Source organism: Streptococcus pseudopneumoniae (assembly GCF_038148955.1).
Lineage (GTDB): Bacteria > Bacillota > Bacilli > Lactobacillales > Streptococcaceae > Streptococcus > Streptococcus pseudopneumoniae_T.
Genome location: NZ_JBBJZY010000012.1, coordinates 1 through 25,400 on the forward strand (window position 1 = coordinate 1; position 25,400 = coordinate 25,400).

The following is a 25,400-nucleotide window of genomic DNA, read 5'->3' on the forward strand; positions in this document are numbered from 1 at the left end:
TAGCTTTTCATAGCTTTAGCATGCGCGAGGATACGACAGGTGAGGTCTTAACCATCACAAATAACGGTCAAGCAAACCATCTAGTCAAGATGGCGTTCTTGGAATTAAGAAAATACAGAGAAACCAGCAAAGATAGCATTCGCAAACCGTGGTTGGAGTTTTTCGGCAACAAACCCTTTACCCAGCGCCCCGAGCGAGCCATCAGCCAAGCAGATCAACTGCTGGACTACAAGAGCTGGTCCGAGGAGGACAGGAAAATGTTTAGTCAACTACGTATGCGCGAAGAACAAGCCTTGTTAGCACAGGACTATGCCTTGGAACAAGCTGAAGAAAAAGGGTTGGAGAGAGGTCGGGCAGAAGGACTTGAACGTGGAAAACTTTTTGCCTTTCTGGATATGGTTCGCCAAGGACTTCTGACTTCCGAGGTTGCCAGTCAGCAGTTGGGTATGTCAGTATCTGAGTTTGAGGCGTTGTTGTAAGATCAGCAATAATAGACAAGAAAACCATCTGGTTAAGATGGCATTCTTGGAATTAAAAAACTCTAGGTATAAAATCTTAAAAATCACAAACACGCATAGTATCAGATGTTGAACAAGCTTGATACTATGCGTTTTATAGTGCATTGAATCTATATTAGGACACTACAATTCTTAAATCATTGTTAGAAATTGGTTTGAATTTGCCAATCAATTTGTTCAGTTTTCATATTATGTTGTTAGATTACGAGGTTATTTATCTTGTTTTCTCCTAAAATTGACTTTTACCTGCTTTCTTCTTTTTTCTTTTTCTTATCTTGTCCACTCGAAACAGGTCTTGCAAGAAACCTACTTATTTTTGAAAGTACTTTTAATATGGTTTCTATAGTTAAAAAGATTTGAAACTAAATTCCAAATTAGAAAAAGACTTGAAATACTAAAAAAAAAAAGTATACTCTAATTGAAAACGGTAACAAAACTATTTTAGAGTATTTCTCTCTTAAAAAGTTCTTGGTGAAACGAGATGTAGAAAGGAGATTTAGCCAAAGAGTCTATTAGTGCTAGAATAATAGATTAGAATTATTTTAGAAAAACTAATACTCAATGAAAATCAAAGAGCAAACTAGGAAACTAGCCGCAGGTTGCTCAAAACAACGTTTTGAGGTTGTGGATAGAACTGACGAAGTCAGCTCAAAACACTGTTTTGAGGTTGTAGATAAGACTGACGAAGTCAGTCACATATATACGACAAGGCGACGTTGACGCAGTTTGAAGAGATTTTCGAAGAGTATAAGTGAGCAGCTTATAAATTCAATTCCCCAAATAGATTCATACTAGTGTCTTTTGCAAAAAAATGAATAGCGACTTCCTTTATGAATACCGATTTCATCTATGAGGAAGATAAATAAAGTAATTCATTGAACTAACTTATTTATTCTGTTTGTCGCTAGAAAAATCAGACCTCCTTGTGAAGATTGAGGAGATACTTAATGAAAATTAAAGAAGAGACTAGCAAGCTAGCAGCAGGTTGCCAAAACACCGCTTTGAGGTTGTAGATAAGACTGACGTATATAATCTAAAGCGAAGCGACTGTGGTTTGAAGAGATTTTCAAAGAGTATAGGCTAGAGAGTGTTGTGTTTTTATGTCCTTCTAGTAGAAAATGCTAGACAGAAGAATGGGGAACTTGGATAGGAAAAATAGATTGAGAAAGGAGGTTAGAAGAGATGATTATTACAAAAATTAGTCGTTTAGGAACTTATGTGGGAGTAAATCCACATTTTGCAACATTGATAGATTTTTTAGAAAAAATAGGACTAGAAAATTTAACAGAAGGTCCGATTGCTATCGATGGAGATCGATTGTTTGGGAATTGCTTTACTTATCTAGCAGACGGTCAAGCAGGAGCCTTCTTTGAAACTCACCAAAAATATTTGGATATTCATTTAGTTTTGGAAAACGAAGAAGCCATGGCTGTTACGTCGCCGGAAAATGTAAGCGTTACCCAAAAGTATGATGATGAGAAAGATATTGAATTATACACAGGGGAAGTGGAACAGTTGGTTCATTTGAGAGCTGGCGAATGCCTCATCACTTTTCCAGAAGATTTACATCAACCCAAGGTTCGTATAAATGATGAACCTGTGAAAAAAGTTGTCTTTAAAGTTGCGATTTCTTAATGTAGAAAGGGAAGAACCATGAAAAAAATGAGAAAGTTTTTATGTCTAGCCGGAATTGCGCTAGCAGCCGTTGCCTTGGTAGCTTGTTCAGGAAAGAAAGAAACTACAGCTGACACTGAACCACCGACAGAATTATCTGGTGAGATTACAATGTGGCACTCCTTTACTCAAGGACCACGTTTAGAAAGTATTCAAAAATCAGCAGATGCTTTCATGCAAAAGCATCCAAAAACAAAAATCAAGATTGAAACATTCTCTTGGAATGACTTCTATACTAAATGGACTACAGGTTTAGCAAATGGGAATGTGCCAGATATCAGTACAGCTCTTCCTAACCAAGTAATGGAAATGGTCAACTCAGATGCTTTGGTTCCGCTAAATGATTCTATCAAGCGTATTGGACAGGATAAATTTAACGAAACTGCCTTAAATGAAGCAAAAATCGGAGATGATTACTACTCTGTTCCTCTTTATTCACATGCACAAGTTATGTGGGTTAGAACAGATTTGTTAAAAGAACATAATATTGAAGTACCTAAAACTTGGGACCAGCTCTATGAAGCTTCTAAAAAATTGAAAGAAGCTGGAGTTTATGGCTTGTCTGTTCCGTTTGGAACAAATGACTTAATGGCAACACGTTTCTTGAACTTCTACGTACGTAGTGGTGGTGGAAGTCTCTTGACAAAAGATCTTAAAGCAGATTTGACAAGCCAACTTGCTCAAGATGGTATTAAATACTGGGTTAAAATGTATAAAGAAATCTCACCTCAAGATTCTTTGAACTTTAATGTCCTTCAACAAGCTACCTTGTTCTATCAAGGAAAAACAGCATTTGACTTTAACTCTGGCTTCCATATCGGAGGCATCAATGCCAACAGTCCTCAATTGATTGATTCGATTGATGCTTATCCTATTCCAAAAATCAAAGAGTCTGATAAAGACCAAGGAATTGAAACCTCAAACATTCCAATGGTTGTTTGGAAAAATTCAAAACATCCAGAAGTTGCTAAAGCATTCTTAGAATCACTTTATAATGAAGAAGACTACATTAAATTCCTTGATTCAACTCCAGTAGGTATGTTGCCAACTATTAAGGGGATTAGCGATTCTGCAGCCTATAAAGAAAATGAAACTCGTAAGAAGTTTAAACATGCTGAAGAAGTAATTACTGAAGCTGTTAAAAAAGGTACTGCTATTGGTTATGAAAATGGACCAAGTGTACAAGCTGGTATGTTGACTAACCAACACATTATTGAACAAATGTTCCAAGATATCATTACAAATGGAACAGATCCTATGAAAGCTGCAAAAGAAGCAGAAAAACAATTAAACGATTTATTTGAGGCTGTTCAGTAGATGTAAAAGACTAGAAAATAGGTGAGCTAGTGAGCTGAAAAGCCCTAGCCCAATCTTGTAAAAGAAGGGAGAAGGAGAATGGTTAAAGAACGTAATTTAACTCGCTGGATATTTGTTTTGCCAGCTATGATTATCGTAGGATTACTCTTTGTTTATCCGTTTTTCTCGAGTATTTTTTATAGCTTTACCAATAAGCATTTGATTATGCCCAATTACAAATTTGTTGGTTTGGCTAACTATAAAGCTGTGCTATCAGATCCCAACTTCTTTAATGCGTTCTTTAATTCAATTAAGTGGACCGTTTTCTCATTAGTTGGTCAAGTTTTAGTAGGGTTTGTATTGGCTTTAGCTCTTCACAGAGTACGTCACTTCAAGAAATTATATAGGACCTTATTGATTGTTCCTTGGGCATTTCCTACCATCGTTATTGCCTTTTCTTGGCAGTGGATTCTAAATGGGGTTTATGGCTACTTACCTAATCTAATCGTAAAATTAGGTTTAATGGAACATACGCCTGCATTTTTGACAGATAGTACATGGGCATTCCTATGTTTGGTGTTTATCAACATTTGGTTTGGAGCACCGATGATTATGGTTAATGTGCTCTCAGCTTTGCAAACAGTACCAGAAGAACAATTTGAGGCTGCTAAGATAGATGGTGCTTCAAGTTGGCAGGTGTTCAAATTTATCGTCTTTCCACATATTAAAGTGGTTGTAGGGCTTCTAGTTGTTTTGAGAACTGTATGGATCTTTAATAACTTTGACATTATCTACCTAATTACTGGTGGTGGACCAGCTAATGCGACAACGACGCTTCCAATTTTTGCTTACAACCTGGGTTGGGGAACTAAATTGTTGGGTCGTGCTTCAGCAGTTACAGTGTTGCTCTTTATCTTCTTGATGGCGATTTGCTTTATCTACTTTGCTATCATCAGTAAGTGGGAAAAGGAGGGTAGAAAATAATGAAGAAGAAATCCGGTATTTATTTAGATATTCTCTCACATGTACTCTTGATTGGTGCGACCATTGTTGCAATTTTCCCATTGGTATGGATTATCATATCTTCTGTCAAGGGTAAAGGGGAATTAACTCAGTATCCAACACGATTTTGGCCTGAACAATTTACATTAGATTATTTCACTCATGTTATCAACGATTTGCACTTCATTGATAACATTCGAAACAGTTTAATCATTGCCTTAGCTACAACCCTTATTGCGATTATTATTTCTGCTATGGCAGCCTATGGTATTGTTCGATTCTTCCCTAAATTGGGAGCAATCATGTCGAGACTACTCGTCATTACCTACATTTTCCCACCAATTTTGTTAGCAATTCCCTATTCAATTGCCATTGCTAAAGTTGGATTAACAAATAGTTTATTTGGCTTGATGATGGTTTATCTATCTTTTAGTGTTCCATATGCGGTTTGGCTTTTAGTTGGATTTTTCCAAACAGTTCCGATTGGAATTGAAGAAGCAGCTCGAATTGATGGCGCTAATAAGTTTGTGACTTTTTACAAAATTGTACTACCAATTGTGGCACCAGGTATTGTAGCAACAGCTATTTATACATTTATCAATACTTGGAATGAATTCTTGTATGCCTTGATTTTGATTAACAATACAGGAAAGATGACAGTAGCAGTAGCCCTTCGTTCGCTGAATGGTTCAGAAATCCTAGACTGGGGAGATATGATGGCGGCATCTGTTATTGTGGTTCTTCCATCAATCATTTTCTTCTCTATCATTCAAAATAAGATTGCAAGCGGATTATCAGAAGGTTCTGTGAAGTAATACTCAATGAAAATCAAAGGTCAAACTAGGAAACTAGCCGCAAGCTGCTCAAAAAACGGTTTTTGAGGTTGTATATGAAGCGATGCTGACGTGGTTTGAAGAGAAGTATAAGTTAAAATTAGAAAGTTTATTGAATAATAAAGGAGAAAAAACATGGTTAAATACGGTGTTGTTGGAACAGGGTATTTTGGAGCTGAGTTAGCTCGTTATATGCAAAAGAATGATGGAGCAGAGATTACTCTCCTCTATGATCCAGATAATGCAGAGGCAATTGCAGAAGAATTGGGAGCAAAAGTAGCAAATTCCTTAGATGAGTTGGTTTCTAGCGATGAAGTAGATTGTGTCATCGTCGCAACTCCAAATAATCTTCATAAAGAACCAGTTATTAAGGCTGCACAACATGGCAAAAATGTTTTCTGTGAAAAACCAATTGCGCTCTCTTATCAAGATTGTCGCGAGATGGTTGATGCTTGTAAAGAAAACAATGTAACCTTTATGGCAGGACATATTATGAACTTCTTTAATGGTGTCCATCATGCAAAAGAACTCATTACTCAAGGAGTGATTGGAGACGTTCTATATTGTCACACAGCTCGTAATGGTTGGGAAGAACAACAACCATCAGTATCATGGAAAAAAATCCGTGAAAAATCAGGTGGTCACTTGTATCACCACATCCATGAGTTGGATTGTGTTCAATTCCTTATGGGTGGCATGCCTGAAACTGTAACCATGACAGGTGGAAATGTAGCCCATGAAGGTGAACATTTCGGTGATGAAGATGATATGATTTTTGTCAATATGGAATTTTCTAATAAACGTTTTGCCTTGTTAGAATGGGGTTCAGCTTATCGTTGGGGTGAACATTATGTCTTGATTCAAGGGACAAAAGGTGCTATCCGCTTAGACTTATTCAACTGTAAAGGAACTCTTAAGCTAGATGGACAAGAAAGTTATTTCTTGATTCATGAATCGCAAGAAGAAGATGATGACCGTACTCGTATCTATCATAGTACAGAGATGGATGGAGCAATTGCTTATGGTAAACCAGGTAAACGTACTCCATTATGGTTGTCATCTGTCATTGATAAAGAAATGCGCTATCTGCATGAGATTATGCAAGGAGCACCAATATCAGAAGAATTTGCAAAACTATTGACAGGTGAAGCTGCACTAGAAGCAATTGCTACTGCAGATGCTTGTACCCAATCTATGTTTGAAGATCGCAAAGTAAAATTGTCAGAAATTGCAAACTAAATTTTGGTATTCTCCTATTATAGGTCGAGTAGCTCCTCTGAAAGTACTTTTAGAGGAGCTGTTTGACTTGGCTAGTTTTTGAAACTGAAATCTATTCTACTACAAACTCTTGAAAGCGTTTTAATTTTAAGGTATAATAATCTCATAGAAACAAAGAAAAAAGAAAAGGAGGAAAGAGGATGCCACAGATTAGCAAAGAAGCCTTGATTGCACAAATCAAAGATGGAATCATCGTTTCTTGTCAGGCTCTTCCTCATGAACCGCTTTATACAGAAGCGGGAGGGGTGATTCCCTTGCTGGTCAAAGCGGCTGAGCAAGGTGGAGCAGTCGGTATCCGAGCCAATAGTGTTCGCGATATCAAGGAAATCAAGGAAGTCACTAAACTTCCGATTATTGGGATAATCAAACGAGATTATCCGCCGCAAGAACCCTTCATCACGGCTACCATGAAAGAAGTTGATGAATTGGCAGAACTGGACATCGAAGTGATTGCTCTGGATTGTACCAAGCGTGAACGCTACGATGGTTTGGAAATTCAAGAGTTCATTCGTCAGGTCAAGGAGAAATATCCTCATCAGCTTTTGATGGCAGACACCAGTACTTTTGAAGAAGGATTGGCAGCGGTCGAAGCAGGAATTGACTTTGTCGGAACAACCTTATCAGGCTACACATCTTACAGTCCAAAAGTGGACGGTCCAGATTTTGAACTCATCAAAAAACTCTGCGATGCCGGTGTAGATGTCATTGCAGAAGGGAAAATTCATACACCAGAACAAGCCAAACAAATCCTTGAATACGGAGTGCGAGGCATCGTTGTTGGTGGCGCTATTACTAGACCAAAAGAGATTACAGAACGCTTCGTTGCTGGTCTTAAATAACACAATCTTAAAAAGAGGAGAGTGGTGGAATGAGTAGGATGAAATGAAATCGCATACAAGAAATAAAGAACTCATTATCCAAGTTGGATACGCTTATAAAATAGGAGAATACAAATGAAATTTAGAAAATTAGCTTGTACAGTACTTGCGAGTGCTGCGGTTCTTGGTCTTGCTGCTTGTGGCAATTCTGGCGGAAGTAAAGAAGCTGGCAAATCAGGTGGTGACGGTGCCAAAACAGAAATCACTTGGTGGGCATTCCCAGTATTTACCCAAGAAAAAACTGGTGACGGTGTTGGAACTTATGAAAAATCAATCATCGAAGCGTTTGAAAAAGCCAATCCAGATGTAAAAGTGAAATTGGAAACTATTGACTTCAAGTCAGGTCCTGAAAAAATCACAACAGCTATCGAAGCAGGAACAGCTCCAGACGTACTCTTTGATGCACCGGGACGTATCATCCAATACGGTAAAAACGGCAAATTGGCTGAGTTGAACGACCTCTTCACAGATGAATTTGTTAAAGATGTCAACAATGAAAACATCGTACAAGCAAGTAAAGCTGGAGACAAGGCTTACATGTATCCAATTAGTTCAGCTCCATTCTACATGGCAATGAACAAGAAAATGCTAGAAGATGCTGGAGTGGCAAACCTTGTAAAAGAAGGTTGGACAACTGATGATTTTGAAAAAGTATTGAAAGCACTCAAAGACAAGGGTTACACACCAGGTTCATTGTTCAGTTCTGGTCAAGGGGGAGACCAAGGAACACGTGCCTTTATCTCTAACCTTTATAGTGGTTCTGTAACAGATGAAAAAGTTAGCAAATATACAACTGATGATCCTAAATTCGTCAAAGGTCTTGAAAAAGCAACTGGCTGGATTAAAGACAATTTGCTCAATAATGGTTCACAATTTGACGGTGGGGCAGATATCCAAAACTTTGCCAACGGTCAAACATCTTACACAATCCTTTGGGCACCAGCTCAAAATGGTATCCAAGCTAAACTTTTAGAAGCAAGTAAGGTAGAAGTGGTAGAAGTACCATTCCCATCAGACGAAGGTAAACCAGCTCTTGAATACCTTGTAAACGGATTTGCAGTATTCAACAACAAAGATGACAAGAAAGTCGCTGCATCTAAGAAATTCATCCAATTTATCGCAGATGACAAAGAATGGGGACCTAAAGACGTAGTTCGTACAGGTGCCTTCCCAGTTCGTACTTCATTTGGCAAACTTTATGATGACAAACGTATGGAAACAATCAGTGGTTGGACTCAATACTACTCACCATACTACAACACTATTGATGGATTTGCTGAAATGAGAACACTTTGGTTCCCAATGTTGCAATCTGTATCAAATGGTGACGAAAAACCAGCGGACGCTTTGAAAGCCTTCACTGAAAAAGCGAACGAAACAATCAAAAAAGCTATGAAACAATAGTCCTTAGTTATTCTATGAAAAAGTAATTTTTTAAAGAACCTAAGAGTGTATACCCCCCTTTTCCCTCTACACAGATAGTGTAAGAAAAGGGGGGATTTTGTTTAAAATGTAAGAAACTGTCAGGTCAAAATTAAAATGAAGTTCTTACATAAGCGAATCTTAAAAAATTTCATTTTGATTTTAAAACAGTTCAATAAAATCCAAAATATTCTATTAGTGAAAGAGAGGTGCCGACTGTGAAAGTCAATAAAATTCGTATGCGGGAAACAGTGATTTCCTACGCTTTCCTAGCACCAGTATTATTCTTCTTTGTCATCTTTGTATTGGCTCCAATGATTATGGGATTCATTACAAGTTTCTTTAACTACTCTATGACAAACTTTGAGTTTGTAGGCTTAAACAACTATATCCGTATGTTTAAAGACCCTGTTTTTACCAAGTCTTTGATCAATACCGTGATTCTGGTTATTGGATCTGTACCAGTTGTTGTTCTATTCTCACTCTTTGTAGCATCTCAGACTTATCATCAAAATGCCATTGCCCGTTCTTTCTATCGTTTCGTCTTCTTCCTTCCTGTTGTAACAGGTAGTGTTGCCGTAACGGTTGTATGGAAATGGATCTATGACCCACTATCAGGGATTCTAAACTTTGTCCTCAAGTCAAGTCATATCATCAGCCAGAACATTTCTTGGCTGGGAGACAAACACTGGGCTTTGATGGCGATTATGATTATCCTTTTGACAACTTCAGTTGGTCAGCCCATTATCCTTTATATCGCTGCTATGGGGAATATTGACAATTCATTAGTTGAAGCGGCGCGTGTCGACGGTGCAACTGAATTTCAAGTTTTCTGGAAGATTAAATGGCCAAGCCTTCTTCCAACAACCCTTTACATTGCAATCATCACAACAATCAACTCATTCCAATGTTTCGCCTTGATTCAGCTTTTGACATCTGGTGGTCCAAACTACTCTACAAGTACCTTGATGTACTACCTTTACGAAAAAGCCTTCCAATTGACAGAATACGGCTATGCCAACACAATTGGTGTCTTCTTGGCAGTCATGATTGCGATCGTAAGCTTTGTTCAATTTAAAGTACTTGGAAACGACGTAGAATACTAAAGAAAGGAGACAGCTATGCAATCTACAGAAAAAAAACCATTAACAGCCTTTACTGTTATTTCAACAATCATTTTGCTCTTGTTGACTGTGCTGTTCATCTTTCCATTCTACTGGATTTTGACAGGGGCATTCAAATCACAACCTGATACAATCGTTATTCCACCACAATGGTTCCCTAAAATGCCAACCATGGAAAACTTCCAACAACTCATGGTGCAGAACCCTGCCTTGCAATGGATGTGGAACTCAGTATTTATCTCATTGGTAACCATGTTCTTAGTCTGCGCAACTTCATCTCTAGCAGGTTATGTATTGGCTAAAAAACGTTTCTATGGTCAACGTATCCTCTTTGCCATCTTTATCGCTGCTATGGCGCTTCCAAAACAAGTTGTCCTTGTACCATTGGTACGTATCGTCAACTTCATGGGAATTCATGACACTCTTTGGGCAGTTATCTTGCCTTTAATTGGATGGCCATTTGGGGTTTTCCTCATGAAACAATTCAGTGAAAATATCCCTACAGAGTTGCTCGAATCAGCTAAAATCGATGGTTGTGGTGAGATTCGTACTTTCTGGAGCGTAGCCTTCCCAATTGTAAAACCAGGGTTTGCAGCTCTTGCAATCTTTACCTTCATCAATACTTGGAACGACTACTTCATGCAGTTGGTTATGTTGACTTCACGTCAAAACTTGACCATCTCACTCGGGGTTGCAACTATGCAGGCCGAAATGGCAACCAACTATGGTTTGATCATGGCAGGTGCAGCTCTTGCAGCAGTGCCAATCGTCACAGTCTTCCTAGTCTTCCAAAAATCCTTCACTCAGGGGATTACTATGGGAGCGGTCAAAGGATAATACTCTGCGAAAATCGAATTCAAACTACGTCAGCGTCACCTTACCATACTTAAGTATTGCTTGCGGTTAGCTTCCTAGTTTGTTCTTCAATTTTCATTGAGTATAAGAGAATACAGAGTTATAAGTGTCTACAAAATGGAGGGTATGCAGTTACTTTATGAAGTTTTGTCAGACACTTATCAATTTAAGAATGCTTTTAGTTAACTATCAGAAACGAAGGAAAGAGTATGATTTTTGACGATTTGAAAAACATCACCTTTTACAAAGGGATTCATCCCAATTTAGATAAGGCTATCGACTATCTCTACCAACATCGTAAGGATTCTTTCGAACTAGGTAAGTATGAGATTGACGGAGATAAAGTCTTTCTAGTTGTTCAAGAAAATGTCCTAAATAAAGCTGAAAATGACCAGTTTGAACATCACAAGAACTATGCAGACTTGCATTTGCTGGTAGAAGGACATGAATATTCGAGCTACGGTTCACGTATCAAAGATGAAGCAGTAGCATTCGACGAAGCGAGTGACATTGGTTTTGTTCATTGTCATGAACACTACCCACTCTTGTTGGGTTATCACAATTTTGCGATTTTCTTCCCAGGAGAGCCCCATCAGCCAACTGGCTATGCAGGTATGGAAGAGAAGGTTCGTAAATATCTTTTTAAAATTTTGATTGATTGAAAATAATATGAACTGTTTTTTTGTAAAGCTTTGATCATAATCTACCATGAAATTGATCTTTTTGAGGTAAATAAGGTCTTATTGTCAGTATCTTTATTCAGAAATGCTATGGGTATGGCAGGATTGAAGTTCAGCAGAGTCTTTATGGCTGCGGGAGCAAGAGTAGGATCACTGCTCAAGATTTATGGAAGGATTTTACAAATAGCTGTGAATCTAGTTGATGTATATGGTTGTATAAACTTTTAAAACGAGAGAATGAAAGCACTTTGTATTTTTTTATTAAAAGCACTTTGTATTTTTTTATTGAATATGTTAGCTTGGACAGTGCTTGCAATGATAGTCCGTGGAGGGCTAGATGGATTTGATAGGCATACTTGGAGTAGTATTTTAGTTGCTTCGCTGTCCGGGATATATAGATTATATGTCCATAGATAAAAATAGAAAAAAGTCCAAAAGAAAAAAGAAAAAATAGCTTTGTTCATGGTAGGGACTTATGAAAGCTTTACTGACAAAAAAGAAAACAGTTTACAAAGAAAAATGATGGAGGAGCAAACATGGCACAAAAAGGAGTAAGCCTTATCAAGGCTGCATTTGATACAGATAATTTTCTAATGCGAATTAGTGAGAAGGTTTTAGATATTGTAACAGTCAATCTTCTCTTTGTAGTAACTTGTTTGCCAATCGTAACGATTGGAGTGGCTAAAATCAGCCTCTACGAGACCATGTTCGAAGTTAAGAAGAGCAGACGTGTTCCAGTTTTTAGAACCTATCTAAGAGTTTTCAGGCAAAATCTGAAACTAGGTTTTCAGTTGGGGATGTTAGAATTAGGAATTGTATTTCTAACTCTTTCAGATCTCTATCTTTTCTGGGGTCAAACAGCTCTGCCCTTCCAATTGGTTAAAGCTATTTGTCTAGGCATTTTGATTTTCCTTACCATTGTGATGTTGGCTAGTTACCCTATCGCGGCACGTTATGACCTATCTTGGAAAGAAATTCTTCAAGAAGGATTGATGTTAGCTAGTTTTAATGCTCCTTGGTTTATCTTGATGATTGCAATTATCTTTTTGATTTTGATGATTCTATATCTATCAGCCTTTACCCTTCTATTGGGAGGATCAGCTTTTATTCTCTTTGGTTTTGGACTTCTTGCTTTTTTACAAGTAGGAGTGATGGAAAAGCTATTTGCAAAGTATGAGTAAGGATTGCAATTATTTCTGAAACTACTTTCAAACGCTCCAAACGCTATTCTATAAGCAAGAAACTAAAATCTAAGTGTCTACAAGATATTGAAAGCCTTTTTGGTAAAGTGTATACTAAAGAAGTAAAGAAAGAATCTGCTTTAGCAGAAAATAAAAATAATAGGAGAAAATCTATGTCAGATTTGAAAAAATACGAAGGTGTCATTCCAGCCTTCTATGCATGTTATGATGATCAAGGAGAAGTGAGTCCAGAACGTACGCGTGCTTTGGTTCAATACTTCATTGATAAAGGTGTTCAAGGTCTTTATGTCAATGGTTCTTCTGGTGAATGTATCTACCAAAGTGTTGAAGACCGCAAGTTAATCTTGGAAGAAGTCATGGCAATAGCCAAAGGGAAATTGACTATTATCGCTCACGTAGCTTGCAACAATACCAAGGATAGTATGGAACTTGCTCGCCATGCAGAAAGTTTGGGTGTAGATGCCATTGCAACGATTCCACCAATTTACTTCCGCTTGCCAGAATACTCAGTTGCTAAATACTGGAATGACATTAGTGCTGCAGCACCAAACACAGACTATGTCATCTACAACATTCCTCAATTGGCAGGGGTTGCTTTGACTCCAAGCCTTTACACAGAAATGTTGAAAAATCCTCGTGTTATCGGTGTTAAAAACTCTTCAATGCCAGTTCAAGATATCCAAACTTTTGTTAGCCTTGGTGGAGAAGACCATATCGTCTTTAATGGTCCAGATGAGCAGTTCCTAGGAGGACGCCTCATGGGTGCTAAGGCTGGTATCGGTGGTACTTATGGTGCGATGCCAGAACTCTTCTTGAAACTCAATCAGTTGATTGCGGATAAAGACTTGGAAACAGCGCGTGAGTTGCAGTATGCTATCAACGCTATCATTGGTAAACTCACTGCTGCACATGGAAATATGTATGGTGTGATTAAGGAAGTCTTGAAAATCAATGAAGGTCTGAACATTGGTTCTGTTCGTTCACCATTGACACCAGTGACCGAAGAAGATCGCCCAGTTGTAGAAGCAGCTGCAGCCTTGATTCGTGAAACCAAGGAGCGCTTCCTCTAATCTATAAGGAGGTATTTATGACACACTACGTTGCAATTGATATTGGTGGTACTAATATCAAATATGGTTTGATTGACCCAGATGGACAACTTGTGGAGTCTCATGAAGTAGCAACTGAGGCTCATAAGGGTGGTTCTCATATTTTACAAAAGACCAAAGATATCGTAGCCAGCTATTTAGAAAAAGACCCAGTAGCAGGTGTTGCTATTTCTTCTGCAGGAATGGTGGATCCTGACAAGGGTGAGATTTTCTATGCTGGGCCTCAGATTCCTAACTACGCAGGAACCCAGTTCAAAAAGGAAATCGAGACGAGCTTTTCGATTCCTTGCGAGATTGAAAATGATGTCAACTGTGCAGGTCTTGCTGAGGCAGTATCTGGTTCAGGCAAGGGAGCAAGTGTGACACTTTGCTTGACCATTGGAACAGGTATCGGTGGTTGCTTGATTATGGATGGGAAAGTTTTCCATGGATTTAGCAATTCATCCTGTGAAGTTGGTTATATGCATATGCAGGATGGAGCTTTCCAAGACTTAGCCTCTACGACAGCCTTGGTGGAGTATGTAGCAGCAGCTCATGGAGATTCAGTTGATCAGTGGAATGGCCGACGCATCTTTAAGGAAGCTACAGAAGGCAACAAAATCTGCATGGCTGGTATTGACCGCATGGTAGACTATCTAGGAAAAGGTCTGGCAAATATTTGCTACGTTGCCAATCCAGAAGTGGTCATTCTCGGTGGCGGTATTATGGGGCAAGAGGCTATCCTCAAACCGAAAATCCGCACAGCCTTGAAAGAGGCTTTGGTACCAAGTTTGGCTGAGAAAACAAGATTAGAATTTGCCCATCACCAAAATACAGCAGGTATGTTGGGTGCCTACTATCATTTCAAGACAAAACAATCCTAGTTTGGCTCAGCCAAACTAGGATTTTCTGACACGTTTTTGTCTACGATAGCCGTTGAGTTTTTTATTTTCCCAGTAGCTATTAAAGATTTTTTCCTTGCTTTCGCGATTGATTTCCAAAAAGTAGGCATAAATCAAATCGATAAAGAAGAGCATAGGAAGTTGAGCGGATATTCGTTGGATATAGGAAGACTGGCTGTGGGTGGCTACAAGAACAGTCTCTGTGTAGGCCTGACTATCTTTATTGGGAACACTTGAAAAGAGTACAGTCTTTGCCCCCATCTCCTTGGCATCTAATAAACTGTCTAAAATAGAGGGAGTTGTGCCAGAAAGTGAGAAACCAAGTACGAGACAATTTTCGTCCATAATGCTGGTTGTCCAAGCAAAGCCGTCTTGATCGGTCAAAGCCTCGCAGACCACACCCAGACGCATGAAGCGCAATTTCATTTCACGAGCTACGAGGCCAGAACTCCCTGTTCCGAAGAAGTAGACACGCTCAGCATCTTCGATTAGCTGGGCAATTCGTTCTAGTTGGATTTCGTCAATCAAGTCTTGTGTTTGTTCCCTCATGTTGCTATAACTTCTGAGGACTCGTTTGGTCAGTGGACTGTGCTTGGAGACTTGGTTGGCTTGATTTTCTGCCTGATGTTGGTATTGGAAAATAAATTCTCGGTAGCCAGTAAAGCCACACTTTTTAGCAAAGCGGGTCAGAGCAGCTTGAGAAATATGTAATTTTTGGGTGACTTGTTGAGAAGATAAATCATCTGTAATCGTTTCAGCTTGCAAAAAATAGCGAGCGATTTCTTGCTCTAGGTCTGTCATTTCTTCAAAATGTGAATCAATGACAGTTGCGATATCTGGTTTGTCCATAGGGAAGGCTCCTTTAAATGAGTCGTGTTGGAAAAAGACTAGATTATTGAACTTTTACATTCATTATAACATATAATATAGGGATGGATAAATAAAAACGTATCTTACTGTAAAAACGAAAAAAAGCTTCTTACTTTTCCATAATTTTCTACTCAAATTGTGGTACAATTAAGAGTAAGATTTTAAGTTAGAAATGAGACTGATTTGTATGAGAAAATTTAACAGCCATTCGATTCCGATTCGGCTTAATTTATTGTTTTCAATCGTCATTTTACTCTTTATGACCATTATTGGTCGTTTGTTGTATATGCAGGTTTTGAACAAGGATTTTTACGAAAAAAAGCTAGCCTCAGCTAGTCAGACCAAGGTCACAACCAGTTCTGCCCGTGGGGAAATCTATGATGCTAGTGGAAAACCTTTGGTAGAAAATACGTTAAAACAGGTTGTTTCCTTTACGCGTAGCAATAAAATGACGGCTACAGACTTAAAAGAAATAGCTAAAAAGTTACTGACTTATGTGAGCATCAGTTCGCCAAATTTGACAGAACGCCAGCTGGCTGATTACTATTTGGCTGATCCTGAAATCTATAAAAAAACAGTGGAAGCTCTCCCAAGTGAGAAACGCTTGGATTCAGATGGCAATCGCCTATCCGAATCAGAACTGTATAGCAATGCGGTCGATAGTGTCCCAACAAGTCAACTAAACTATACAGAGGATGAAAAGAAAGAAATCTATCTTTTTAGTCAGTTAAATGCTGTTGGAAATTTTGCGACAGGTACCATTGCGACAGATCCTCTAAATGATTCTCAGGTGGCTGTTATTGCCTCTATTTCAAAGGAGATGCCTGGCATTAGTATTTCTACTTCTTGGGATCGAAAGATTTTGGAAACTTCCCTTTCTTCTATAGTAGGGAGTGTATCCAGTGAAAAAGCTGGTCTCCCAGCGGAAGAAGCAGAAGCCTATCTTAAAAAAGGCTATTCTCTAAATGACCGTGTTGGAACCTCGTATTTGGAAAAGCAATATGAAGAGACCTTACAAGGAAAACGCTCGGTAAAAGAAATCCATCTGGATAAATATGGCAATATGGAAAGCGTGGATACAATTGAGGAAGGTAGTAAGGGAAACAATATCAAGCTGACCATTGATTTGGCCTTCCAAGATAGTGTGGATGCTTTGCTGAAAAGTTATTTCAATTCCGAGCTAGGAAATGGTGGAGCCAAGTATTCTGAGGGTGTGTATGCAGTTGCTCTAAATCCAAAAACAGGTGCTGTGTTATCCATGTCAGGGATCAAACATGACCTGAACACGGGAGAGTTAACACAGGATTCCTTGGGAACTGTGACCAATGTCTTTGTACCCGGTTCGGTTGTTAAGGCCGCTACCATCAGCTCAGGTTGGGAAAATGGTGTTTTATCAGGAAACCAAACCTTAACAGATCAGCCTATTGTTTTCCAAGGTTCAGCTCCAATTTATTCTTGGTATAAATTGGCATATGGATCTTTTCCTATTACAGCTGTGGAAGCCTTGGAGTATTCATCTAATGCTTACGTGGTTCAAACCGCTCTTGGAATCATGGGCCAGACCTATCAACCAAATATGTTTGTTGGAACCAGCAATTTGGAAACAGCTATGGGAAAACTTCGTTCGACATTTGCTGAATATGGTCTTGGAGCCTCAACAGGCATTGACCTTCCAAATGAGTCAACTGGTTTTATACCAAAAGAGTATAATTTCGCTAATTACATTACCAATGCATTTGGTCAGTTTGATAACTACACCCCAATGCAATTGGCTCAGTATGTAGCAACTATTGCAAATGATGGTGTTCGTGTGGCTCCTCGTATTGTTGAAGGCATTTATGGTAATAATGATAAGGGAGGACTGGGCGACTTGATTCAGCAACTGCAACCGACAGAGATGAATAAGGTCAATATATCCGACTCCGATATGAGTGTCTTGCACCAAGGTTTTTATCAGGTTGCTCATGGGACTAGCGGATTGACAACTGGACGTGCCTTTTCAAATGGTGCCTTGGTATCCATTAGCGGAAAAACGGGTACAGCCGAAAGTTATGTAGCAGGTGGTCAAGAAGCTAATAATACCAATGCCGTGGCCTATGCTCCAACAGAAAATCCTCAAATTGCAGTTGCAGTAGTCTTTCCTCATAATACCAATTTAACCAAAAATGTTGGGCCAGCAATTGCTCGCGACATTATCAATCTATACAACCAACACCATCCAATGAATTAGAAAGGAATTTATGCTTTATCCAACACCCATTGCTAAGCTGATTGACAGTTATTCTAAGTTACCAGGTATCGGGATTAAGACGGCTACGCGTCTGGCCTTTTATACGATTGGGATGTCTGATGATGATGTCAATGAATTTGCAAAAAATCTCCTTTCTGCTAAGAGAGAGTTGACCTATTGTTCCATCTGCGGTCGTTTGACAGACGATGATCCTTGTTCTATCTGTACCGATCCGACTCGTGACCAGACAACGATTTTGGTGCTAGAGGATAGTCGTGATGTGGCGGCTATGGAAAATATCCAAGAATACCACGGACTCTATCATGTCTTGCATGGACTCATTTCTCCCATGAATGGCATCAGTCCAGACGATATCAATCTCAAGAGCCTCATGACTCGTCTGATGGATAGTGAGGTTGCAGAAGTGATTGTGGCGACCAATGCTACAGCAGATGGTGAAGCGACTTCTATGTATCTTTCACGCCTGCTCAAGCCAGCTGGGATAAAGGTCACTCGCCTGGCACGAGGTCTCGCTGTCGGAGCGGATATCGAGTATGCGGACGAAGTGACCCTCTTACGGGCTATTGAAAATCGGACAGAGTTGTAAGTGTAGACAAATTTACGAACTCCATTCATTTATAAAAAAGTTAAAGAGGCTGAAAATCGTTCCTATCGGCCTCTTTTTGTATAGTGTGATGAGTAGTATCAGGTTCAAGTTTTAAAAAACTAAGCAAATATGATATACTAAAGAGCGAGTATTCTAGTAGAATTAGGACAAATAATATGAAACAAACGATTATTCTTTTATACGGTGGACGGAGTGCAGAACGCGAAGTCTCTGTCCTTTCAGCTGAAAGTGTCATGCGTGCGGTCAATTACGACCGTTTCACAGTCAAGACTTTCTTCATCAGCCAGTCAGGTGACTTTATCAAAACGCAAGAATTTAGTCAGACTCCGGGGCAAGAAGACCGTCTCATGACCAATGAAACCATTGATTGGGATAAGCAGGTTGCACCAAGTGCTATTTACGAAGAAGGTGCAGTGGTCTTTCCAGTTCTTCATGGTCCGATGGGAGAAGATGGCTCTGTTCAAGGATTCTTGGAAGTTTTGAAAATGCCTTATGTCGGCTGCAACATCTTGTCATCCAGTCTTGCCATGGATAAAATCACGACCAAGCGTGTTTTAGAATCTGCTGGTATTGCCCAAGTTCCTTATGTGGCCATCGTTGAAGGGGATGATGTGACTGCTAAAATCGCTGAAGTTGAAGAAAAATTGACTTATCCAGTCTTCACCAAACCGTCAAACATGGGTTCAAGTGTCGGTATTTCTAAGTCTGACAATCAAGAAGAACTCCGTCAAGCTTTGAAACTTGCCTTCCAATATGACAGCCGTGTCTTGGTTGAGCAAGGGGTGAATGCCCGTGAAATCGAGGTTGGCCTCTTGGGCAACTACGATGTCAAAAGCACGCTGCCAGGGGAAGTTGTCAAAGATGTTGCCTTTTATGACTACGATGCCAAGTATATTGATAACAAGATTACTATGGATATTCCTGCCAAGATCAGTGATGATGTAGTAGCTGCCATGCGTCAAAATGCAGAAACTTCCTTCCGTGCGATTGGTGGACTTGGTCTCTCTCGTTGTGATTTCTTCTATACAGATAAGGGAGAGATTTTCCTAAACGAGCTTAATACCATGCCAGGTTTTACCCAGTGGTCTATGTACCCACTACTTTGGGACAATATGGGAATCAGCTACCCAGACTTAATCGAGCATTTGGTTGACCTTGCCAAAGAAAGTTTTGACAAGCGCGAAGCGCATTTGCTATAAAAATGAAAGAGAGGGTAGAAGCCAGAACCATCACTGCCAGGTGATTAGAGTTCTCGGACTTCAACCCTTTTTAAAGGAGTAGAAATGAAACTTACAATTCATGAAGTTGCCCAAGCTGTTGGAGCTAAAAATGATGTTAGTCTTTTTGCGGATGCTCAGTTAGAAAAAGCTGAGTTTGACAGTCGTTTAATCGCTGCTGGAGATTTATTTGTACCTCTCAAAGGTGCGCGTGATGGTCACGACTTTATCGAAACAGCTTTTGAAAATGGTGCAGCAGTAACCTTGTCTGAGAAAGAGGTCGCAAATCATCCTTACATTCTAGTAGACGATGTGTTGACTGCCTTTCAACAACTAGCTGCCTACTATCTTGAGAAAATGGCTGTTGATGTCTTTGCAGTTACAGGTTCAAATGGCAAGACAACCACTAAGGATATGTTGGCGCACTTGTTGTCAACAACCTACAAGACCTACAAAACACAAGGCAATTACAATAACGAGATTGGCCTTCCTTACACAGTTCTCCACATGCCTGAAGGAACAGAAAAGTTGGTCTTGGAGATGGGGCAGGATCACTTGGGCGATATTCATCTTTTGTCTGAATTGGCTCATCCAAAGACAGCCATTGTGACCTTGGTTGGGGAAGCTCATTTGGCCTTTTTCAAAGACCGTTCAGAGATTGCTAAAGGGAAATTGCAAATTGCAGATGGTATGGCATCGGGTTCTTTGCTTTTGGCACCAGCCGACCCGATTGTAGAGGACTACTTGCCAGCTGATAAAAAGGTAGTTCGTTTTGGGCAAGGAGCAGAGCTGGAAATTACAGACTTGGTTGAGCGCAAGGATAGCTTGACCTTTAAGGCCAATTTCTTGGAACAAGCACTCGATTTGCCAGTGACTGGTAAGTACAATGCGACCAATGCTATGATTGCATCCTATGTTGCCCTGCAAGAAGGAGTTTCAGAGGAGCAAATTCGTCAGGCTTTCCAAAATCTTGAATTGACGCGTAACCGTACTGAGTGGAAGAAAGCAGCCAATGGAGCAGATATCTTATCAGATGTGTACAATGCCAATCCAACTGCTATGAAGCTGATTTTGGAGACTTTCTCTGCCATTCCAGCCAACGAAGGTGGAAAAAAAATTGCTGTTCTAGCAGACATGAAGGAACTGGGTAACCAGTCAGTTCAACTCCATAACCAGATGATTTTGAGCCTCTCGCCAGATGTGCTGGATACCGTTATTTTCTATGGGGAAGATATTGCTGAATTGGCCCAACTGGCTAGTCAAATGTTTCCAATCGGACACGTTTATTACTTCAAGAAAACAGAAGACCAAGACCAATTTGAAGACCTAGTTAAGCAGGTCAAGGAAAGCCTCGGTGCCAATGACCAAATCCTGCTCAAAGGCTCTAACTCTATGAACCTAGCCAAATTGGTAGAAAGTTTAGAACATGAAGACAAGTGATTTTGTCAAGTATTTGCAAAGAATGATTGCCCTTACAGATACTGGATTAACCTTTACAAAGGATCCGTTTGACCGTGAGCGCTACGAAGACTTGCGAGGTCTTTTATCTGAAATGTTGAATCAAGCATCAGACCTTGATGCCGAAGAATTGGCAGAAGTCTTGAAGCCAACTTCTGCTTATGCGACTCCGTTAATGGACGTCCGTGCTTGGATTGTTGAGGACGAAAAGATTTGTCTGGTTCGGGGACAAGGAGAGAATGATTGGGCTTTGCCAGGTGGCTTTGGTGAAGTCGGCTATTCTCCAACAGAAAATATTCTCAAGGAAATTGAAGAAGAAACCGGTTTTGAAGCTAAAGTAGAAAGACTACTAGCTGTTTTTGATACAAATCGTTTTCAACTACAGAGCAAGCAATATGCAAAGTTTGTTTTTGAATGTAAGCTTCTTGATGGACAATTCCAAAAAAATCAAGAAATTGCAGACCTTCAATTTTTTGCCATTGACCAACTGCCGAACTTATCTGAAAAACGCATTACCAAGGAGCAAATAGAGATTCTTTGGCAGGTTTATCAAGGTCAGAGGGAGCAATATCTTGACTAAGAAGATGATTATCGTATTTCTAAATCCATTTTTCTTAAGTAGCATGGTATAATAGAATGCAGGAAAATTTTGAATCATGAGGAAGACTAGATGAATTTATGGGATATTTTCTTTACGACCCAAGCAACAGAACCACCCAAATTTGACCTTTTTTGGTATGTCAGTATATTTACACTCTTGGCCTTGACCTTTTATACAGCCTATCGTTATCGTGAGAAGAAGGTTTACCAACGATTTTTCCAGATTTTACAGGCCGTTCAGTTGATCCTTCTTTATGGTTGGTACTGGGTCAATCATATGCCACTGTCAGAAAGCTTACCCTTTTACCATTGTCGTATGGCTATGTTTGTGGTACTCTTGCTTCCTGGTCAGTCCAAATATAGGCAGTATTTTGCATTACTAGGAACATTTGGGACATTAGCCGCCTTTGTTTATCCAGTGCCAGATGCCTATCCTTTCCCCCATATTGCCATTTTGTCCTTTATCTTTGGGCATTTAGCTCTCTTGGGGAACTCACTGGTTTATCTCTTGAGACAGTACGATGCGAGAATGCTAGATGTAAAAAGAATTTTTATCATGACTTTTGCCCTAAATGCCTTGATTTTTGTAGTTAATTTGGTAACAGGTGGTGATTACGGATTCTTGACAAAACCGCCATTGGTTGGAGATCACGGATTAGTAGCTAATTATTTAATCGTTTCTCTGGCCCTGTCAGCAGCGATTACGTTGACAAAGAAAATCTTGGAACTATTTTTAGAACAAGAAGCAGAAAAAATGATTGCAAAGAAAGCTTAGAAATGAGCTTTCTTTTTTGGCAATAGACAGATTGTTGCTAAAGTTTACAGTGAATGAATTTCTGAACAGAAAAACAAAAAATTGGCTGGGAAATTTAGGAAAAAAGCAAGCACGATTAGATTTTTTGTGTTATAATATTCTGTGAATAGCTATGCCTTGGTTTAGCTATGGAATAATACGAAGTGCGAAACTTGGAAGATAGAGAGGATGCGATGTAATGGCTAGAGAAGGCTTTTTTACAGGTCTAGATATTGGAACAAGCTCTGTCAAGGTGCTTGTAGCCGAGCAGAGAAATGGTGAATTAAATGTAATTGGCGTGAGTAATGCCAAAAGTAAAGGTGTAAAGGATGGAATTATAGTTGATATTGATGCAGCAGCAACTGCTATCAAATCAGCTGTTTCCCAAGCGGAAGAAAAGGCAGGCATTTCGATTAAATCAGTGAATGTCGGCTTACCTGGTAATCTTTTGCAGGTAGAACCAACTCAAGGGATGATTCCAGTAACATCTGATACCAAGGAAATTACGGATCAAGATGTTGAAAATGTTGTCAAATCAGCTTTGACAAAAAGTATGACACCTGACCGTGAAGTCATTACCTTTATTCCTGAAGAATTTATTGTGGATGGTTTCCAAGGGATTCGTGACCCACGTGGCATGATGGGAGTTCGCCTTGAAATGCGTGGCTTGCTTTATACAGGCCCTCGTACTATCTTGCACAATTTGCGTAAGACGGTTGAGCGTGCAGGTGTTCAGGTTGAAAATATTATCATTTCACCACTAGCAATGGTTCAATCAGTTTTGAACGAAGGTGAACGTGAATTTGGTGCTACAGTGATTGATATGGGGGCAGGGCAAACGACTGTCGCTACAATCCGTAACCAAGAACTCCAGTTTACCAATATTCTCCAAGAAGGCGGAGATTATGTAACTAAGGATATCTCTAAAGTCTTGAAAACTTCTCAGAAGTTAGCTGAAGGTTTGAAATTAAACTATGGAGAGGCTTATCCTCCTCTTGCAAGTAAAGAAACCTTCCAAGTAGAGGTTATTGGGGAAGTAGAACCTGTTGAAGTGACAGAAGATTACTTGTCAGAGATTATTTCTGCACGAATTAAGCATATTTTTGAACAAATCAAACAAGACCTAGAAAGAAGACATTTATTGGATCTTCCTGGTGGAATTGTTTTGATCGGTGGAAATGCTATTTTACCAGGTATGATTGAACTTGCTCAGGAAGTCTTTGGCGTTCGTGTCAAACTCTATGTTCCAAACCAAGTTGGGATTCGCAATCCAGCCTTTGCGCATGTGATTAGTCTATCGGAATTCGCTGGACAATTGACAGAAGTTAATCTTTTGGCTCAACGAGCAGTCAAGGGTGAAGTTGCTCTGACTCATCAACCAATTAGTTTTGGGGGAATGATTCAGAAAACAGCTCAGTTTGTACAATCAACGCCTGTTCAACCAGCTCCTGCTCCAGAAGTAGAGCCGGTGGTGCCTACAGAACCAATGGCGGATTTCCAACAAGCTTCACAAAATAAACCGAAATTAGCAGATCGTTTCCGTGGCTTGATCGGAAGCATGTTTGACGAATAAAGAGGAAAAATAAATTATGACATTTTCATTTGATACAGCTGCTGCTCAAGGTGCAGTGATTAAAGTAATTGGTGTCGGTGGAGGTGGTGGCAATGCCATCAACCGTATGGTCGACGAAGGTGTTACAGGCGTAGAATTTATCGCAGCAAACACAGATGTACAAGCATTGAGCAGTACAAAAGCTGAGACTGTTATTCAGTTGGGTCCTAAATTGACTCGCGGTTTGGGTGCAGGAGGTCAACCTGAGGTTGGTCGTAAGGCTGCTGAAGAAAGCGAAGAAACACTGACGGAAGCTATCAGTGGTGCAGACATGGTCTTCATCACTGCTGGTATGGGAGGAGGCTCTGGAACTGGAGCTGCTCCTGTTATTGCTCGTATCGCCAAAGATTTGGGCGCCCTTACAGTTGGTGTTGTAACACGTCCCTTTGGTTTTGAAGGAAGCAAACGTGGTCAATTTGCTGTAGAAGGGATCAATCAGCTTCGTGAGCATGTAGATACTCTATTGATCATCTCAAACAACAACTTGCTTGAAATTGTTGATAAGAAAACTCCACTTCTTGAAGCTCTTAGCGAGGCAGATAACGTTCTTCGTCAAGGTGTTCAAGGAATTACTGATTTGATTACCAATCCAGGATTGATTAACCTTGACTTTGCCGATGTGAAAACGGTAATGGCAAATAAAGGGAATGCTCTTATGGGGATTGGTATCGGTAGTGGAGAAGAACGTGTGGTAGAAGCAGCTCGTAAGGCAATTTATTCACCACTTCTTGAAACAACTATTGACGGTGCTGAGGATGTTATCGTCAACGTTACTGGTGGTCTTGATTTAACCTTGATTGAAGCTGAAGAGGCTTCACAAATTGTGAACCAGGCAGCAGGTCAAGGAGTGAACATCTGGCTCGGTACTTCAATTGATGAAAGTATGCGTGATGAAATTCGCGTAACAGTTGTTGCAACGGGTGTTCGTCAAGATCGTGTTGAAAAGGTTGTGGCTCCACAAGCTAGACCTACTACTAACTACCGTGAGACAGTGAAACCAGTTCATTCACATGGCTTTGATCGTCATTTTGATATGGCAGAAACAGCTGAATTGCCAAAACAAAATCCACGTCGTTTGGAACCAACTCAGGCATCTGCTTTTGGTGATTGGGATCTTCGCCGTGAATCGATTGTTCGTACAACAGATTCAGTCCTTTCTCCAGTTGAACGCTTTGAAGCCCCAACGTCACAAGATGAAGATGAATTGGATACACCTCCATTTTTCAAAAATCGTTAAGTA

23 protein-coding genes and 1 pseudogene are annotated in these 25,400 nt (G+C 39.7%); 23 read left to right on the forward strand and 1 reads right to left on the reverse strand.

The genetic code is table 11. The features are described 5' to 3' along the window. The 15 genes and pseudogenes from WKI23_RS05515 to WKI23_RS05585 form a co-directional block, all read left to right on the forward strand. Nucleotides 1-479: pseudogene (locus WKI23_RS05515) on the forward strand (Rpn family recombination-promoting nuclease/putative transposase); the annotation flags it as partial. A 600-nt stretch (nt 480-1,079) separates the two neighbouring features. Beyond that, complete coding sequence (locus WKI23_RS05520; RefSeq protein WP_368079207.1) at nt 1,080-1,238, forward strand: hypothetical protein; 159 nt, start codon at nt 1,080-1,082, stop codon at nt 1,236-1,238. A 462-nt stretch (nt 1,239-1,700) separates the two neighbouring features. Next, complete coding sequence (locus WKI23_RS05525) at nt 1,701-2,153, forward strand: YhcH/YjgK/YiaL family protein (RefSeq protein WP_368079208.1); 453 nt, start codon at nt 1,701-1,703, stop codon at nt 2,151-2,153. Between the two features lie 18 nt (nt 2,154-2,171). After that, nucleotides 2,172-3,509 (forward strand): sugar ABC transporter substrate-binding protein, encoded by a 1,338-nt coding sequence (locus tag WKI23_RS05530; RefSeq protein ID WP_368079209.1) that lies wholly within the window; start codon nt 2,172-2,174, stop codon nt 3,507-3,509. Nucleotides 3,510-3,587: 78 nt separating this feature from the next. After that, nucleotides 3,588-4,472 carry a carbohydrate ABC transporter permease gene (locus tag WKI23_RS05535; RefSeq protein WP_023933707.1) on the forward strand — a complete coding sequence of 295 codons (885 nt, stop codon included), beginning with the start codon at nt 3,588-3,590 and terminating at the stop codon, nt 4,470-4,472. Then, complete coding sequence (locus WKI23_RS05540) at nt 4,472-5,305, forward strand: carbohydrate ABC transporter permease (RefSeq protein WP_368079210.1); 834 nt, start codon at nt 4,472-4,474, stop codon at nt 5,303-5,305. The genes WKI23_RS05535 and WKI23_RS05540 overlap by 1 nt, the downstream gene beginning before the upstream one ends. A gap of 153 nt (nt 5,306-5,458) precedes the next feature. Continuing rightward, nucleotides 5,459-6,562 carry a Gfo/Idh/MocA family oxidoreductase gene (locus tag WKI23_RS05545; protein WP_368079211.1) on the forward strand — a complete coding sequence of 368 codons (1,104 nt, stop codon included), beginning with the start codon at nt 5,459-5,461 and terminating at the stop codon, nt 6,560-6,562. A gap of 179 nt (nt 6,563-6,741) precedes the next feature. Beyond that, a complete protein-coding gene (locus WKI23_RS05550; protein ID WP_368079212.1) occupies nt 6,742-7,440 on the forward strand; it encodes an N-acetylmannosamine-6-phosphate 2-epimerase in 699 nt (232 codons plus the stop codon). Between the two features lie 114 nt (nt 7,441-7,554). After that, entirely contained in the window at nt 7,555-8,883 is a 1,329-nt protein-coding gene (locus tag WKI23_RS05555) for an ABC transporter substrate-binding protein (RefSeq protein WP_368079213.1), read from the forward strand. 257 nt (nt 8,884-9,140) lie between these two features. Then, nucleotides 9,141-10,007 carry a sugar ABC transporter permease gene (locus tag WKI23_RS05560; protein ID WP_368079252.1) on the forward strand — a complete coding sequence of 289 codons (867 nt, stop codon included), beginning with the start codon at nt 9,141-9,143 and terminating at the stop codon, nt 10,005-10,007. A 15-nt stretch (nt 10,008-10,022) separates the two neighbouring features. After that, nucleotides 10,023-10,862, forward strand: a complete 840-nt coding sequence (locus tag WKI23_RS05565) for a carbohydrate ABC transporter permease (protein WP_001192008.1) — start codon at nt 10,023-10,025, stop codon at nt 10,860-10,862. A gap of 227 nt (nt 10,863-11,089) precedes the next feature. Continuing rightward, nucleotides 11,090-11,542 (forward strand): YhcH/YjgK/YiaL family protein, encoded by a 453-nt coding sequence (locus tag WKI23_RS05570; RefSeq protein ID WP_368079214.1) that lies wholly within the window; start codon nt 11,090-11,092, stop codon nt 11,540-11,542. 554 nt (nt 11,543-12,096) lie between these two features. Next, nucleotides 12,097-12,741 carry a YesL family protein gene (locus WKI23_RS05575; RefSeq protein WP_368079215.1) on the forward strand — a complete coding sequence of 215 codons (645 nt, stop codon included), beginning with the start codon at nt 12,097-12,099 and terminating at the stop codon, nt 12,739-12,741. 173 nt (nt 12,742-12,914) lie between these two features. After that, complete coding sequence (locus WKI23_RS05580) at nt 12,915-13,832, forward strand: dihydrodipicolinate synthase family protein (protein WP_368079216.1); 918 nt, start codon at nt 12,915-12,917, stop codon at nt 13,830-13,832. A gap of 17 nt (nt 13,833-13,849) precedes the next feature. Beyond that, nucleotides 13,850-14,734, forward strand: a complete 885-nt coding sequence (locus WKI23_RS05585; RefSeq protein ID WP_368079217.1) for an ROK family protein — start codon at nt 13,850-13,852, stop codon at nt 14,732-14,734. 15 nt (nt 14,735-14,749) lie between these two features. Here the strand turns inward: WKI23_RS05585 and WKI23_RS05590 are convergent, their stop codons facing one another. Then, the gene (locus tag WKI23_RS05590) at nt 14,750-15,601 is read right to left on the reverse strand and encodes a MurR/RpiR family transcriptional regulator (protein WP_061654361.1); all 852 of its coding nucleotides are present in this window, start codon (nt 15,599-15,601) and stop codon (nt 14,750-14,752) included. A 193-nt stretch (nt 15,602-15,794) separates the two neighbouring features. Here WKI23_RS05590 and pbp2b point away from each other — a divergent pair, with 193 nt between their 5' ends. The 8 genes from pbp2b (at nt 15,795) to ftsZ (ending at nt 25,397) form a co-directional block, all read left to right on the forward strand. Further along, a complete protein-coding gene (gene pbp2b / locus WKI23_RS05595) occupies nt 15,795-17,852 on the forward strand; it encodes a penicillin-binding protein 2B (RefSeq protein ID WP_368079218.1) in 2,058 nt (685 codons plus the stop codon). A gap of 10 nt (nt 17,853-17,862) precedes the next feature. Next, the gene (gene recR, locus WKI23_RS05600) at nt 17,863-18,459 is read left to right on the forward strand and encodes a recombination mediator RecR (protein WP_368079219.1); all 597 of its coding nucleotides are present in this window, start codon (nt 17,863-17,865) and stop codon (nt 18,457-18,459) included. 176 nt (nt 18,460-18,635) lie between these two features. Continuing rightward, nucleotides 18,636-19,679, forward strand: a complete 1,044-nt coding sequence (locus WKI23_RS05605; protein WP_368079220.1) for a D-alanine--D-alanine ligase — start codon at nt 18,636-18,638, stop codon at nt 19,677-19,679. 84 nt (nt 19,680-19,763) lie between these two features. Beyond that, the gene (locus tag WKI23_RS05610; protein WP_368079221.1) at nt 19,764-21,137 is read left to right on the forward strand and encodes a UDP-N-acetylmuramoyl-tripeptide--D-alanyl-D-alanine ligase; all 1,374 of its coding nucleotides are present in this window, start codon (nt 19,764-19,766) and stop codon (nt 21,135-21,137) included. Further along, on the forward strand, nt 21,124-21,735 hold the full coding sequence (locus WKI23_RS05615; RefSeq protein ID WP_368079222.1) for an NUDIX hydrolase: 612 nt from the start codon (nt 21,124-21,126) through the stop codon (nt 21,733-21,735). The genes WKI23_RS05610 and WKI23_RS05615 overlap by 14 nt, the downstream gene beginning before the upstream one ends. A gap of 90 nt (nt 21,736-21,825) precedes the next feature. After that, nucleotides 21,826-22,530 (forward strand): TMEM164-related integral membrane acyltransferase, encoded by a 705-nt coding sequence (locus WKI23_RS05620; protein WP_368079223.1) that lies wholly within the window; start codon nt 21,826-21,828, stop codon nt 22,528-22,530. Nucleotides 22,531-22,747: 217 nt separating this feature from the next. Further along, nucleotides 22,748-24,121, forward strand: coding sequence for a cell division protein FtsA (gene ftsA / locus WKI23_RS05625; RefSeq protein ID WP_368079224.1), 1,374 nt, complete (start codon nt 22,748-22,750; stop codon nt 24,119-24,121). Nucleotides 24,122-24,137: 16 nt separating this feature from the next. Then, on the forward strand, nt 24,138-25,397 hold the full coding sequence (ftsZ, locus tag WKI23_RS05630) for a cell division protein FtsZ (RefSeq protein WP_368079225.1): 1,260 nt from the start codon (nt 24,138-24,140) through the stop codon (nt 25,395-25,397). Nucleotides 25,398-25,400: the final 3 nt, after the last annotated feature.

Coding starts and splice junctions, on each gene's coding strand:
- WKI23_RS05520 (WP_368079207.1), top strand. CDS start 1,080: ATGAAAATCAAAGAGCAAACTAGGAAACTAGCCGCAGGTTGCTCAAAA.
- WKI23_RS05525 (WP_368079208.1), top strand. CDS start 1,701: ATGATTATTACAAAAATTAGTCGTTTAGGAACTTATGTGGGAGTAAAT.
- WKI23_RS05530 (WP_368079209.1), top strand. CDS start 2,172: ATGAAAAAAATGAGAAAGTTTTTATGTCTAGCCGGAATTGCGCTAGCA.
- WKI23_RS05535 (WP_023933707.1), top strand. CDS start 3,588: ATGGTTAAAGAACGTAATTTAACTCGCTGGATATTTGTTTTGCCAGCT.
- WKI23_RS05540 (WP_368079210.1), top strand. CDS start 4,472: ATGAAGAAGAAATCCGGTATTTATTTAGATATTCTCTCACATGTACTC.
- WKI23_RS05545 (WP_368079211.1), top strand. CDS start 5,459: ATGGTTAAATACGGTGTTGTTGGAACAGGGTATTTTGGAGCTGAGTTA.
- WKI23_RS05550 (WP_368079212.1), top strand. CDS start 6,742: ATGCCACAGATTAGCAAAGAAGCCTTGATTGCACAAATCAAAGATGGA.
- WKI23_RS05555 (WP_368079213.1), top strand. CDS start 7,555: ATGAAATTTAGAAAATTAGCTTGTACAGTACTTGCGAGTGCTGCGGTT.
- WKI23_RS05560 (WP_368079252.1), top strand. CDS start 9,141: ATGCGGGAAACAGTGATTTCCTACGCTTTCCTAGCACCAGTATTATTC.
- WKI23_RS05565 (WP_001192008.1), top strand. CDS start 10,023: ATGCAATCTACAGAAAAAAAACCATTAACAGCCTTTACTGTTATTTCA.
- WKI23_RS05570 (WP_368079214.1), top strand. CDS start 11,090: ATGATTTTTGACGATTTGAAAAACATCACCTTTTACAAAGGGATTCAT.
- WKI23_RS05575 (WP_368079215.1), top strand. CDS start 12,097: ATGGCACAAAAAGGAGTAAGCCTTATCAAGGCTGCATTTGATACAGAT.
- WKI23_RS05580 (WP_368079216.1), top strand. CDS start 12,915: ATGTCAGATTTGAAAAAATACGAAGGTGTCATTCCAGCCTTCTATGCA.
- WKI23_RS05585 (WP_368079217.1), top strand. CDS start 13,850: ATGACACACTACGTTGCAATTGATATTGGTGGTACTAATATCAAATAT.
- WKI23_RS05590 (WP_061654361.1), bottom strand. CDS start 15,601: ATGGACAAACCAGATATCGCAACTGTCATTGATTCACATTTTGAAGAA.
- pbp2b (WP_368079218.1), top strand. CDS start 15,795: ATGAGACTGATTTGTATGAGAAAATTTAACAGCCATTCGATTCCGATT.
- recR (WP_368079219.1), top strand. CDS start 17,863: ATGCTTTATCCAACACCCATTGCTAAGCTGATTGACAGTTATTCTAAG.
- WKI23_RS05605 (WP_368079220.1), top strand. CDS start 18,636: ATGAAACAAACGATTATTCTTTTATACGGTGGACGGAGTGCAGAACGC.
- WKI23_RS05610 (WP_368079221.1), top strand. CDS start 19,764: ATGAAACTTACAATTCATGAAGTTGCCCAAGCTGTTGGAGCTAAAAAT.
- WKI23_RS05615 (WP_368079222.1), top strand. CDS start 21,124: ATGAAGACAAGTGATTTTGTCAAGTATTTGCAAAGAATGATTGCCCTT.
- WKI23_RS05620 (WP_368079223.1), top strand. CDS start 21,826: ATGAATTTATGGGATATTTTCTTTACGACCCAAGCAACAGAACCACCC.
- ftsA (WP_368079224.1), top strand. CDS start 22,748: ATGGCTAGAGAAGGCTTTTTTACAGGTCTAGATATTGGAACAAGCTCT.
- ftsZ (WP_368079225.1), top strand. CDS start 24,138: ATGACATTTTCATTTGATACAGCTGCTGCTCAAGGTGCAGTGATTAAA.